At 58.8% G+C, this 11617-nt stretch carries 11 protein-coding genes and 3 pseudogenes; 10 read left to right on the top strand and 4 right to left on the bottom strand.

The genetic code is table 11. The features are described 5' to 3' along the window. The first annotated feature begins 50 nt into the window (after positions 1 to 50). Entirely contained in the window at positions 51 to 857 is an 807-nt protein-coding gene (gene cysE, locus OJF58_RS02550; RefSeq protein ID WP_300781501.1) for a serine O-acetyltransferase, read from the top strand. A gap of 519 nt (positions 858 to 1376) precedes the next feature. Here the strand turns inward: cysE and OJF58_RS02545 are convergent. After that, the gene (locus tag OJF58_RS02545; RefSeq protein ID WP_300781500.1) at positions 1377 to 2411 is read right to left on the bottom strand and encodes a LysR family transcriptional regulator; all 1035 of its coding nucleotides are present in this window, start codon (positions 2409 to 2411) and stop codon (positions 1377 to 1379) included. Positions 2412 to 2566: 155 nt separating this feature from the next. Between OJF58_RS02545 and OJF58_RS02540 the strand changes: the two genes are divergently transcribed. Further along, positions 2567 to 2920 carry an antibiotic biosynthesis monooxygenase gene (locus OJF58_RS02540; RefSeq protein WP_300781499.1) on the top strand — a complete coding sequence of 118 codons (354 nt, stop codon included), beginning with the start codon at positions 2567 to 2569 and terminating at the stop codon, positions 2918 to 2920. A 228-nt stretch (positions 2921 to 3148) separates the two neighbouring features. On the opposite strand, the gene OJF58_RS02535 is transcribed toward OJF58_RS02540, so the two are convergent. Then, complete coding sequence (locus OJF58_RS02535; RefSeq protein WP_366526810.1) at positions 3149 to 3679, bottom strand: helix-turn-helix domain-containing protein; 531 nt, start codon at positions 3677 to 3679, stop codon at positions 3149 to 3151. Positions 3680 to 3813: 134 nt separating this feature from the next. On the opposite strand from OJF58_RS02535, the gene OJF58_RS02530 reads away from it, so the two are divergent. From OJF58_RS02530 to OJF58_RS02505, 7 genes and pseudogenes are all read left to right on the top strand, one after another. Next, positions 3814 to 5070 carry an MFS transporter gene (locus OJF58_RS02530; RefSeq protein ID WP_300781497.1) on the top strand — a complete coding sequence of 419 codons (1257 nt, stop codon included), beginning with the start codon at positions 3814 to 3816 and terminating at the stop codon, positions 5068 to 5070. Continuing rightward, positions 5057 to 5242: pseudogene (locus OJF58_RS27065) on the top strand (transposase); the annotation flags it as partial. The gene OJF58_RS02530 and the pseudogene OJF58_RS27065, both read left to right, overlap by 14 nt. 38 nt (positions 5243 to 5280) lie before the next feature. Beyond that, positions 5281 to 5670: pseudogene (locus OJF58_RS02525) on the top strand (transposase); the annotation flags it as partial. A gap of 33 nt (positions 5671 to 5703) precedes the next feature. Beyond that, on the top strand, positions 5704 to 5844 hold the full coding sequence (locus OJF58_RS02520) for a transposase domain-containing protein (protein WP_300785146.1): 141 nt from the start codon (positions 5704 to 5706) through the stop codon (positions 5842 to 5844). 294 nt (positions 5845 to 6138) lie between these two features. Further along, on the top strand, positions 6139 to 7389 hold the full coding sequence (locus OJF58_RS02515; protein WP_300785145.1) for an epoxide hydrolase family protein: 1251 nt from the start codon (positions 6139 to 6141) through the stop codon (positions 7387 to 7389). 38 nt (positions 7390 to 7427) lie between these two features. Beyond that, on the top strand, positions 7428 to 8189 hold the full coding sequence (locus OJF58_RS02510; protein WP_300781496.1) for an enoyl-CoA hydratase-related protein: 762 nt from the start codon (positions 7428 to 7430) through the stop codon (positions 8187 to 8189). Between the two features lie 222 nt (positions 8190 to 8411). Continuing rightward, the gene (locus tag OJF58_RS02505; RefSeq protein WP_300781495.1) at positions 8412 to 9401 is read left to right on the top strand and encodes a LysR family transcriptional regulator; all 990 of its coding nucleotides are present in this window, start codon (positions 8412 to 8414) and stop codon (positions 9399 to 9401) included. A gap of 89 nt (positions 9402 to 9490) precedes the next feature. Here the strand turns inward: OJF58_RS02505 and OJF58_RS02500 are convergent, their stop codons facing one another. Together OJF58_RS02500 and OJF58_RS02495 are read right to left on the bottom strand one after the other, a co-directional pair. Beyond that, positions 9491 to 9727, bottom strand: a complete 237-nt coding sequence (locus tag OJF58_RS02500; RefSeq protein WP_300781494.1) for a DUF2274 domain-containing protein — start codon at positions 9725 to 9727, stop codon at positions 9491 to 9493. Positions 9728 to 9733: 6 nt separating this feature from the next. Then, a pseudogene (locus tag OJF58_RS02495) lies at positions 9734 to 10372 on the bottom strand (TrbI/VirB10 family protein); the annotation flags it as partial. 393 nt (positions 10373 to 10765) lie between these two features. On the opposite strand from OJF58_RS02495, the gene OJF58_RS02490 reads away from it, so the two are divergent. Further along, positions 10766 to 11536 carry an HNH endonuclease signature motif containing protein gene (locus OJF58_RS02490; protein ID WP_300781493.1) on the top strand — a complete coding sequence of 257 codons (771 nt, stop codon included), beginning with the start codon at positions 10766 to 10768 and terminating at the stop codon, positions 11534 to 11536. Positions 11537 to 11617 lie beyond the last annotated feature (81 nt).

The raw sequence follows: 11617 nt of genomic DNA, 5'->3' as shown, positions 1-11617 counted from the left end.
CAAGAGGATTCACCAATTTGCTTGATGGCTTTTTTCGAAGGACTCTAGCGTTGGAAAGCCAAGAAAGAATATGCGTTGAGCCTCCCGAGGTTTCGCCCTGGGACACTATTCAGGTTGAGGCCGCTGAGCTCATTGAAAAGGAGCCCTTGCTTCGAAATCTGGTTTCACGGCTCGTTTGCAAAGGCGGTACGCTGCAACAGGCGCTGGCCATCAGGTTGGCCGATCTGCTGCAGGCTCCGGGCGTCAGGGCCGCGGATTTGGCGGACCTGTTTGCGGAGATCGTGTCGGGAAACCCGACAATAGCGATATGTGCCGCGCGTGACCTTGAGGCGGTTCGGACCCGCGATCCAGCGTGTGAAACATACCTTCATGCCCTCATAAACTTCAAAGGCTTTCAGGCATTACAAGCCCATCGCATCGCCCATCGACTCTGGCTAGACGAGCGAACGGAGCTCGCCTCGTGGATATCAAACCGGGCGTCACTTGTCTTGGGACCGGATATTCATCCGGCAGCGCGAATAGGTCTTGGTATTATGCTTGATCACGGATCGGGGATAGTTATCGGCGAGACGGCAGTTGTCGAAAGCGACGTCTCAATTCTGCAAAATGTCACCTTGGGCGGAACCGGAAAGACTGGTGGCGATCGTCACCCCAAGGTCCGGCAGGGCGTAATGATTGGCGCCGGTGCAAAGGTCATTGGCAACATCGAGATCGGAGAATTTTCCAAAGTTGCTGCCGGGAGCGTGGTCTTGAAATCTGTCCCGCCGCACTGCACCGTCGCTGGCGTGCCTGCGCAGATTGTGCGCATCCATAACGCGGCAGCGGCGCCTGCTATATCGATGGACCAAAGTATTTGACGTTGCCGGTGTCTGCAACGGATGAGGTGGAGAGACCTTTGCCCGAAGATGAACTGCTCCCTCCTGTCACTAACCGCCGGATGGGCGGCAGTAATCTTCTAGCGCTTACATAGGTAAGGAGTATCGTTTGAATCCCTGGTAGGTGTCATGACGCTCGATTTGATGCCTGTCGGTGGTCGATATCAGAAACCCTGTTCGATTGGGCTCGCGGGGGGATTCCCAGGCAGACTGGTCGACGGCTACACGCTCTATTACTTGGTTGTCGTATAACGCGGGCGCCGTGGCGTCTGAATCGCCAGGCCACGACGATGCCATGCGCTTGCTGGAGTCCGGCCGCTACAATACAATCTTGAGACGGTGAGTTAGCGCGTTGGCTACGGCGATACCAGCACGTTTCGGCAATCATTCAAGCGTAGACGGGCCTTTCGCCAAGAGAGTGCCCGCCGCGGTTTGCTCGAGAGCTGGCTTCGTTGGCCGCGGAGCGTGACACGGCACCGGCGTGAGCTAGGCGGGGCTGGCTCAATGCGAGCCCTTCAACGACTCTACCCGAAGAGGCACTACTGGCGGCGGCGTTCGTCCCACCGGCTGGGCTGAGCGATGCGGTGCAGTCCCGCCGTCTTCCTCCTGGCTCTTCAGCACCACCGCTGTAGTCAGCAACTTTTGCCGTAGCCATTTGTGCCCAGGCTCTTGGTCGTTCGAGGTGTGCCAGACAGCCGCGACGTGTTGTGGTGGCAAAGGAAACGGAATGGGGCTCGTCGCCAAGCCAAATGTCCTCGCACAGATCATCGCCGTTCGGTAGCAAAGGATAGCGATTGCGCCGGTCTCGCGTAGTAAAAACGGAAGGGCCATCACGTGCGGCGTACGGTAAATCACGCGGCGGCTGATGCCCAAAGCCTGTAAGCTCTGATCGAGCAATTGCGAGACGCTGTCGGTCGAGAGCACAGTAACCTGGGGAAGCCGGCAAAAGTCTTCGGGTGAGAGCGGCGCCCGCAAGCCGACGCGCTCAGCATCGAACAGGCACAGGTAACCCTCCGCCTCCCGAAGGAGCCGACGCTTATGATGGACCTCGCCCTCTGTGAAAGCACCTATTGCGAGGTCCAGTTGCCCCTCATCGAGAGCTCGCAGCATAACCTCTGGCGCTTCGCTGTGGAGCGATAGGCTGACGTTCGGCGCTTCCCGATTGATGCTGGCGAGGAGCGTTGGCCCGATCGAGATCTCAAGGCTCGGTGACATACCGATCGCAAAGTGCCGATCAGACAGGCGCGGATCGAAAATCGTTGCGGAAAGTACGGATGACTGCAACTGGGCTAGCAAGGCTCGAACTCGATCGGCCAACTGAGCAGCGCGAGGCGTGGGTATCATTTCGCTCCCCGATCGAGTCAGCAACTCGTCACCGAAGAGGTCACGTAAGCGACGCAAGTTGTGGCTCATCGCGGATTGGCCAAGGCCGACTCGCTGTGCTGCGCGCGTGACGTGCCGTTCCGCTATGAGGGCGTCAAACGCCACGAGCAGGTTTAGGTCGAGCCTGGAGAGATTAGCGTGGTCGATGGGCATAGTGACTGCAATCGATTTTATGCACAGTCCTTTATGGTGTACCTTGGCGGTATCTGCAAGCGGGTGCTCTTCATGGACCGGCGTGATTCTCGATCGTGCATGAGGACCGCGTCGGCGGAGCGCCACCCTGGCATCGATGAATTGCGGGGCTGAAAATGAACGAGGTCGGGTGGATTGTCGATCTCGACATCTTGCCGGACCAAGTCGATGCATTTTATGCGCTGACGCTCGAAATGATCAATGCTGCGCATAGTGAGCCCGGCTGTCTATCCTACGAGCGCTTTTTTACCGGCGACCGACGGAAATGTCGTATACTTGAGCGGTATGAGAGTTCGGAGGCCGCGCTTCATCACCTCGGAAGTTTCCGGGAGGCATTCGGTCCACGTTACGAGCAAATGGTAAATCGACGCTCGTTCTGGATCTTTGGGCAGCCAAGTCGAGCTCTCGCTGAAGAACTTAATCGCTTCACTTCGGAGCTTCACCCGCATGTCGTGGGCTTTCATGACTAGTCGTGGTCGGAAGCCCTGCGTACTGGACACCCTGTGCGGTCGAAGTAGCTAGCCTCGCAACTGGACATCGGTCTTCTCCGAGCTTGCTTGTTTCGCGGCCATCTCGCCGCTCCTTCGCTGGCCGATGCGACGAGGTCCTGACAAAAGCGACGGTGAGGAGAGCGGGAGTGCTCCTCGGAATAGGTGACACTGTCGGAAGCCTGCTGGCCGGGTCACGACCGCGGTTCGTTAATGAGATTGCGTTCTGGAATTTGGAGCCTGCAACCGCCGAGTTCGGCGTCGAGTGTGGGATGGCTTCTTGGCCACCGCTGTCTTGATGACCTTTTTGACGGTGGTATCGGCGAAGCTTACCTCACGCCCGGTCGCCGAGCGGACCTGCAGCGGAGCAATCGGCTGTCCAGTGCTATTGTCGATCAGCACTGAATGCGGTTCGTTGGGTCCGAAGCAATGATCTTCTCCCCACTGGCGCAGAGCGACCAATACAGGGAAGAGGGCTCGTCCGCGCTCGGTCAATACGTATTCCTCGTAGGCGCTTCCATCCGATGCCGGCGTCGTTCTGAGTACGCCCCGAGCGATCAATTCGCGCAGGCGAACTGTGAGAATTCCTTTGGAGACGGCGAGACTCTTCTGGAACTGACTGAACCGGCTGGCCCCGTCAAAGGCGTCGCGAACAATAAGCAGCGACCACCAATCACCAACGGTGTCTAACGTCCGCGCAATGGGACAACTCGCTGACTCGAAACTCGTGCGTCGGACCAAAGCCTGTTCTCCTATCGGCATCCAATTGCTACCGGCCAGTTGGCCTCGAGGGCGTCCCTAAAACGTGTTCTAAGATAGTACTAGACAGAAATCGACTCAAGTGGTTCTATTATCGAACCAATATATGAGATGACATGGACGCGAACATGAGAACCGGACTCACGCAGACAATCGGCTCGCCTCGTAGTGCCGAGACATCATCGGCCAGTGCTCCGCTCGGAGGTTCGTCCATTCTGCCACGTACGATTGTGCTGCTGTTTGCGGCTGCGTGCGCCTTGAGCGTGGCGAACATTTATTTCGCACATCCCTTGCTCGATGAGATGGCTCGCGATCTTGCGATCACTCCGGCGACAATCGGCATTGTCGTAACGCTGACGCAAGTCGGATACGGCGCTGGCCTGATCTTTCTTGTCCCTCTGGGCGATCTGATAGACCGCCGCCGACTTATAGTTGGTCAAGCTCTCCTTTCGAGCGCGGCACTGGTTGTGGTTGGCGTCGCGCCGAATTCGACAACGTTGCTGATCGGTATGGTTGGTGTTGGGGTGCTAGCGGTGGCGGTACAGGTGCTGGTGGCTTTCGCCGCGAATTTGGCGCATCCGTCTGAGCGTGGCGAAGTCGTTGGAGTGGTGCAGAGCGGTGTCGTGGTGGGCATCTTGTTGGCCCGCTTCGCTGCAGGTGCGTTGGCCGACGTCGGCGGTTGGCGGCTGGTCTATTTCACGTCGGCGGGGATCACCGCCGTAATGGCCGCATTGCTGTTTAGAATTCTTCCGCGTAGCCCTCAAGAGAGTGCCGCGGGATCATATCCCCAACTTCTACGCTCCCTGGTAATGCTGTTCCGGGAGGAACCGATACTGCGGGTGCGCGCAGGTCTTGGAATGCTAGTCTTTGCAGCAATCAACATATTCTGGGCGCCCCTTGTACTTCCGCTGAGTGTACCGCCCTTCTCCTTGTCACACACTCAGATAGGCCTGTTCGGGTTGGTAGGTCTAGCCGGAGCACTGGGCGCAAGTCGCGCGGGACGGCTCGCAGATCGCGGCTTCCATGAGCGCACGACAGGATTTGCGCTAGGCCTGATGCTGGCTTCTTGGAGCCTCATCGCCCTCATGGGCGTATCGCTGTGGATCTTGGTGGTAGGGATTGTGATGCTCGATTTCGCTGTGCAGGCGGTTCACGTCACAAATCAGAGCTTGATTTTCGCTCGGCGACCGGAAGCCAGAAGCAGACTCGTTGGTGTTTACATGCTTTTCTATTCCGTCGGATGCGGCTCTGGCGCAATTGCATCTACAGCTACCTATGCGGCGTTCGGCTGGCTGGGTGTGTGCACTTTGGGTGCAGTTGTCAGCGTGATGGCTGTCCTGTTTTGGGTCGGCACCTTGCGTGGTACTCGGTAACTTCGGATTACGTGGCTTGGCCGCTCTCGGTGAGTTCTTGTGGCGCGACCTGCCGCTATTTCCGCCGGACGGGGTCTACACCTACGCACCCGGACGCGGACACGAGCAAGGCCACACCGTGCTCGGCGGCTATCGCGGGATCCTGCAGGTCGACGGCTACGCCGTCTACAAAAAGCTGGTGGACCCTTCGGGAAAGCAGGACCGAGCGCGCTGGCGTTTTGCTGGGCGCATGTCCGACGCGGCTTTTACGACCTGGCCAAGGGTAAGACGGCGCCGATCGCGACCGAGGCGCTGGCACGGATCTCTGCATTGTTCATCGAGGCGGAGATCCGCAGCCTCAGCGTCGCCGAACGGCTTGTCCATCGCTAGGCCCGCAGTGCCCCGATCGTTGCTGATCTCCGCACTTGGTTCACGATGCAGCATCAGAAGCTGTTCGCCCGCGGCCCGACCGCCGATGCCATTGGCTATGCGCTGAACCATTGGGAGGGGCTATTCCGGTTTCTCGAGGACGGCCGCATCGAGATCGACACCAACCCGGTCGAGCGGAGCATGCGTCCGATCGCCATCAGCAGGAAGAACGCGCTATTTGCAGGCAGCGACGAGGGCGCCGCGAACTGGGCTGCTGTATCGTCGCTGGTCGAGACCTGCAAGCTGAACGCTGTCGATCCGCAGCGCTACCTCGCTGACACGCTCGCCCGCCTCGTCAACGGATGGCCTCAGTCCCGTATCGACGAGCTCCTGCCGTGGGCCAGCACCGCCGGAAACGCAGTGTAACTGTCAAGCGCCCTCAAAAGGGGCCGCGGAGCACCGCTTTCAGTTCATCTGGCTCGTCCTTTTCTTGACCTTGCGATGCGTTCTTCCAGTTCAAGCCGGAAAATTAGCGCGGTCGATAGACATTGTGAGAGCAATCGATTTTGCTGGCGGATCCTGGTCGGCTAAATTCGTTAACATGCAAGCGATCGTACCTCTAGCCTTCTGGTGCCGGGAGGATTGCGCGTCCCTCTGGTCCCGCCTTCTATGGTCGGCAAGATGGCTTGCCTGGAATCTATCTCGAGAATTTTCGTGGGCATGCCGCTGCGCCTCGAATGGAGATCTGACAATTCAACGGGGCGTACTGATATGACGCGCGCGGATTTGAAAGCTGAGTTATCAGGAACGGCAATCGATCCCTTCTCGATTGCCGTTCCTGATGTCATTCTGCAGGACTTGCAGGATCGCTTATCGCGTGTCCGCTGGCCAGATGAAGTGCCAGGCGCTGGATGGAACCTTGGTGCGGATCTCACCTATCTGCGGGGGCTAATCAAATATTGGCGTGACACGTACGATTGGCGGGCTCGCGAGCGAGCTCTCAATCGTTACCCGCAATTCACTACGAGCATTCGCGGCACGCGCGTGCACTTCATCCATGAATGTGGCGAAGGCAACGCTCCATACCCGCTTCTCCTGTCTCATGGCTGGCCTGGATCAATTGTAGAATTCCAGCAGCTTATCCCAAGACTCACTCACCCTTCGGCATTCGGGGGGCGCGCCGAAGACGCCTTCACCGTTATCGTGCCATCACTCCCCGGTCATGGCTTCTCGTATTCAACTGGCCAAGCTCGGCTCGGTATCATAGAGATCGCCGACGTCTTGGCCGACCTGATGACCGGGACGCTGGGCTACAAGCGCTTCGCTGCTCATGGGCATGACTGGGGCGCCTTTCTGGCAACGCGGCTCGGCTTCGCTCATGCGGACCACCTTCTTGGAATCCACATCACGTTGCTTGCGGTCCCGCGAGAGCCGGTTCAGGCACCGAATACGCCTCAGGAATTGCGGTTTAACGAGCAACTTGCCAATTGGCTACGCGAAGAGACCGGATATTCCACGATGATGGGTACCAAGCCGCAGACTCTCTCGTATGGTCTGACCGATTCGCCGGTGGGTCTTGCTGCGTGGATCATCGAGAAGTTCAGAAGCTGGAGCGATTGCGGTGGTGACGTAGACGCTCACTTCTCTCGCGACGTGCTGCTCGACAACATCATGATCTATTGGGTGACAGGCGCCATAAACTCAAGCTTTTGGCCTTACTATGCCCGCATCCATGGCCCCTGGATCGTTCCGTCGGGCGAAAAGGTACAGGTCCCCACTGGATACGCGGAGTTTCCACGCGAGATTCTTACGCCGCCGCAGTCTGTCGCCGAAACACTTTACGGAAATATACAACGCTGGAGTTTGATGCAGCGCGGGGGGCACTTTCCTGCGCTCGAAGATCCGGACGCCCTAGCTCAAGAAATCGTCAGCTTTTTTCGCCCTCTTCGTACATCCAGTAGCGAGCGGTGATGGCGGGCGAAAATCAGTGCGGGGCGGAGAATAAGGCCGTGAATGAAACCAAGCTTCAGGTCGCCGTCGACGCGGGAGTCGCAACGGTCTTGATGAACAGGCCGGAAGCGCGCAACGCGCTGTCGTCGGATATTGTACTCGAATTGACCAAGGTGCTCGATCGACTTGAAGCCGATGACAGCGTAGCGGTTTTGGTTCTAGGCGGAACGGGTCGGGATTTTGCGGCCGGTGCAGATATACGCGAGATGGTCGAGATGAGCGTGCAGCACGTCGCAGCGACCGACTTTTCAGGTTGTTGCGCTCGGCTCGGTGACTTTCCCAAGCCCGTGATCGCAGCCGTCGGAGGTTACGCGTTGGGCGGAGGATGCGAGCTAGTGGAAATGTGCGACATCGTGATTGCTGCCGACAACGCGCGCTTCGGACATCCGGAGATCACGCTCGGCACGATGTCGGGTGCAGGCGGAACGCAACGTCTTCCAAGGCTAGTCGGAAGGCACGTGGCGCTGGATGTCCTGCTAACTGGGCGAATGCTTACAGCCTCCGAAGCCCAGATGTTTGGCCTAGTTTCTCGCATCGTTTGCGAGGACAAGTTGATGGAAGAGGCTGGTGCGGTTGCGCGGCGGATTGCAGCTTTTCCTGCGGCCGTAGCTCGCCTGATTAAAGAGTCCGTAATTCATGCGGAGAGCATGACATTGCCAGATGGATTAGCGTTTGAGCGTAAGCTCTTTCACCTAACGTTTGCGATGCCGGAGCGTCGCAAGTTGATGGAGTCCTTCGTGCGCAAAAGTAAGACGGCTTAAAGGGGCGACTGCTTGGCGGGCATTGCTGGCCTAAGCGAGGCCTGCCCATGCTGAGTCGGCAGATTAGGGCAGATTGTTTACAGCGGCGGAGGATTGATTTTGGTGAAGCGATATTGCGGCGGACGTCAACGTACCGGAGGGCATGAGCAACTTACGAACGTCCTGTTCGCTCGGCGCAGTGATCTCAGCTCTTCGCGTCCTACAGCATGACAGTGACTTACGATGGACGAGGAAGCCCAAATTGTAGCACCCTGCGGCAAGGCGGATCGTGCCCCGACCGGTGTGTGTCTTCCTGCGATCCAGACATCCAACATCGAGCTTCGCTCGATTTGGCACTCGATTGTGGCCGCAGAAGAGCTTAGCTTTCATAGGGCGGCCGTAGTGCTTGGCCTCGACCAATCTGTCGTTAGCCGGAGAATCCGCGCTTTGGAAGATCAGCTCGGTGTCTCATTGTTCGAGCGGAGCCATGCCGGTGTTCGGCTGACAAAGGCCGGCAAGAATTTCGTACGCGAGGCCCGGAGCGCGTTGCGGGATCTCGACTATGCAGTTAAGGCTGCACGAAGCGCCGGTATTGGCTATCGTGGAAGCCTTCGTATCGGGTTCTTTTGCTCTCTTGCGACCGGTTTCCTTCGCGAACTCTTGATCGAATTTGCGCGCGCCCATAAGACTGTCGCGATCGACCTGGATCATGGTGCAACAGGATGTCACATTCAGGAAATACGTGATCGGACCATGGACATTGCATTCTTCACTGGATGTCCAACCTTGGTGGATTGCGATGTCGAGCTCTTGTGGCACGAGCGCGTCTTCTGTGTCCTGCCTGTCGGCCACCGGCTTGCATCGAAAGAAGCGCTCGATTGGTCAGACATTCGAGCTGAGAGTTTTATTGTAAGTCAGGAGGAGCCAGGTCCTGAGATTCACGACTATCTCGTGAAGCACTTAGCGACGCTGGGTTTTCATCCGAACGTAAAGCGGTTGTCGGTCTGCAGAGAGAGCCTCATCCATCTCGTAGCGATGGGATTTGGCCTAACGTTGACAAGCGAGTCGGCCGTTTCAAGTGCATTCCAGGGAGTCGCGTTCAGACCGATAAATGGGGTGGACGCTGTCCTGCCCTGCGTCGGGGTGTGGTCGCCGAGTAACGACAATCCTGCTTTGCGGCGCTTCGTTAGTCTAGCGAGAGTGTTGAAGCGGAGGCGGGCATCGAATGCGTAGCGCGGGCCCATTCTGGCGATGAGCCTTGTTTGAAGGTGTTGCGTAGGGCTATCCAATATGTCACCTGGGCAATAACGTCCTCTGTTCAGTTAAGGAGAGTCGCCAGAATTCCCGCGACGCTTGGCTTTTGCAAACGCACGATCTGTCGCCATGAATCGGCGGATCATGTGAGGAAGAAGTTTCACGGGATCCGGAAGAGGTTTCCCAGTCTCCCTCTCCAAGATCTGCGCATACGCAATAAGCTCCCGATGCACGTCTGCTGGCAGGTCGAATGACACTCTGACCGGCTTGTCGTCTTCGAGAGCTGCGAGCTTGAGTTTCGTCATCAACTGTCACCGATACGGTTCGAGAACGAGGTCGCGGGTGACGATCACGCGCACCGGAAAGCCGGGCCGGATGGTCAGCGTTGGCGCGAGGTTCGACTGCCGGCGGATGATTTCCTGACCAGCATCGTTGATCGTGTCCTGGCCGCCGTTGCGGATGGCGCGCAGCAAGCGATCGTCATCATCGATCGCCAGCTCTGCGCCGACGCTGATGAGCGTGGAGAGACCCGCGGCCTTGGCGAGGTCCCACCAGTGATAGTCGACACCATCCTCGAGACCGGCATACCCCGCCGCGTCCGCACCCGGCTGGCGCTCCAGGACGATCGAGCGGCCGTTGGGGAAGATCATCCGATTCCATACCAGCAGCACGCGGCGCTGGCCGAACTGCGCGGCGTTGTCGTACTGGCCGATGATGCGGGTGCCCTGCGGTACGAGGAGAATTCGGCCGGTCGGACTGTCGTAAATGTTTTCGGTCACCTGAGCGGTGATCTGTCCGGGCAGATCGGAGCGAATGCCGGTGATCAGCGCGGCCGGGATCACCGCGCCGGCTTGCAGGACGTAGGGTGAGGCCGGCGGCATCACCCGATCCGGGGCGATGGTGCGACGATCGGCGGCGGCATTGAGGAAGGCGAGCTGCCGCTCCTGGGCGCGCTCTTGCGCCGTCGGCAGCCGGCGGAACTCGTCCGCTCGATTATGATGTTCTCGCCGGATAGCGCCATCGACGGCGCGGTGCTCGAGGTCATTCTTCGCAAGGCCGAGGAAATCCGAAAGGCGACTGGCGTCACCGTGCCTCTCCCTGAGGAACGAGGGCCGGTGACGGATGCGCTGATGGCGTCGATGATGCTGCGTCGCGGCGTGTCGCCTATTCAGCCTTGTGCATCAATGGGAGGAAGAGGTGGAAGCGCCTTGCTTCCAATACATTGTCACGACCACGACCGCTCCGCCGTCCGAACTGCAAGGTGATCGTTACGTGAGACTCGTAATGAGCTCGACTCCGGCGGAGCGGCGCCTGTTCGCAATGGACATTTGAGCGCCGCCGCGATGACGATCGAAACGCCCCAATCGTTTGTCGTTCGAGAGGAATGTCAGAAAGCGGCGTCGCAGAACGGCTTTCGCCGCATCTTGGGGGAAGAGGCTGGCTGGGCGGCGTTCGGATCGACCACGGCGAAGGGTCAGATCTACCTGGCCGCAACAGGATCGTCAGGGCCATGGTATCTCGCCCTAGACCATCACGGCGTCATCAAGGAAGTAGGTGTGCCCGCGGCCGATGTGGCCGGGCCCGGCCGTGCTCGTTTCGCCTTCGATACGCTCGGCGCACTCTATGGGGTGTTGCACCGTGTCTATGAACTCGGGGTCAGCCTGCCCGACGCACCGCTCATAGAGTTCGAGCATCGGGTCGCAAACCTGCCTCGCACGACGGAGGCCGAACGGCTGGTCGTCCAGAGGATCGGGCAGGATATCTTTCGCGATCGCCTGATGGATTACTGGCGGCGACGCTGCCCCCTGACGGGAATCTCCGACGCGGCCCTGCTGCGCGCCTCGCACATCATCCCATGGGCGGAATGCGAAACCGATGCGGAGCGGCTCGACGTGCATAACGGCCTCCTCCTTTCGGCCCTTTGGGATGCTGCATTCGACCGCGCACTCGTCACCTTCAACGATGAGGGCAAGCCCGAGTTCTCGTCGGGTCTCAGCGAGCAAGCGCGCGCCGAACTGCGCTGGAGCGCCCCCATTCCGCTGACAGATGAGCATCGGCGTCGGCTTGCGCGCCACCGTGAGCGCGCGCGAAGAGCCGATCTGGTCCCGGAGTGAACGATCGTGGCCCGAGAATAGACTAGCGCATCGTTTGCGATGTCGTCCTCGCATAATAATAAATAGTTCTCGCGTAGTACT

This window comes from Enhydrobacter sp., from assembly GCF_030246845.1.
In the GTDB taxonomy this organism is placed as follows: domain Bacteria; phylum Pseudomonadota; class Alphaproteobacteria; order Reyranellales; family Reyranellaceae; genus Reyranella.
This window is presented reverse-complemented; position numbering and strand designations above follow the sequence as displayed.

Excerpts from the sequence above, each read along its gene's own strand:
- OJF58_RS02545 (WP_300781500.1), bottom strand. The coding sequence starts at position 2,411 with ATGCCCATCGACCACGCTAATCTCTCCAGGCTCGACCTAAACCTGCTC.
- OJF58_RS02540 (WP_300781499.1), top strand. The coding sequence starts at position 2,567 with ATGAACGAGGTCGGGTGGATTGTCGATCTCGACATCTTGCCGGACCAA.
- OJF58_RS02530 (WP_300781497.1), top strand. The coding sequence starts at position 3,814 with ATGGACGCGAACATGAGAACCGGACTCACGCAGACAATCGGCTCGCCT.
- OJF58_RS02515 (WP_300785145.1), top strand. The coding sequence starts at position 6,139 with ATGCCGCTGCGCCTCGAATGGAGATCTGACAATTCAACGGGGCGTACT.
- OJF58_RS02505 (WP_300781495.1), top strand. The coding sequence starts at position 8,412 with ATGGACGAGGAAGCCCAAATTGTAGCACCCTGCGGCAAGGCGGATCGT.
- OJF58_RS02500 (WP_300781494.1), bottom strand. The coding sequence starts at position 9,727 with ATGACGAAACTCAAGCTCGCAGCTCTCGAAGACGACAAGCCGGTCAGA.
- OJF58_RS02490 (WP_300781493.1), top strand. The coding sequence starts at position 10,766 with ATGACGATCGAAACGCCCCAATCGTTTGTCGTTCGAGAGGAATGTCAG.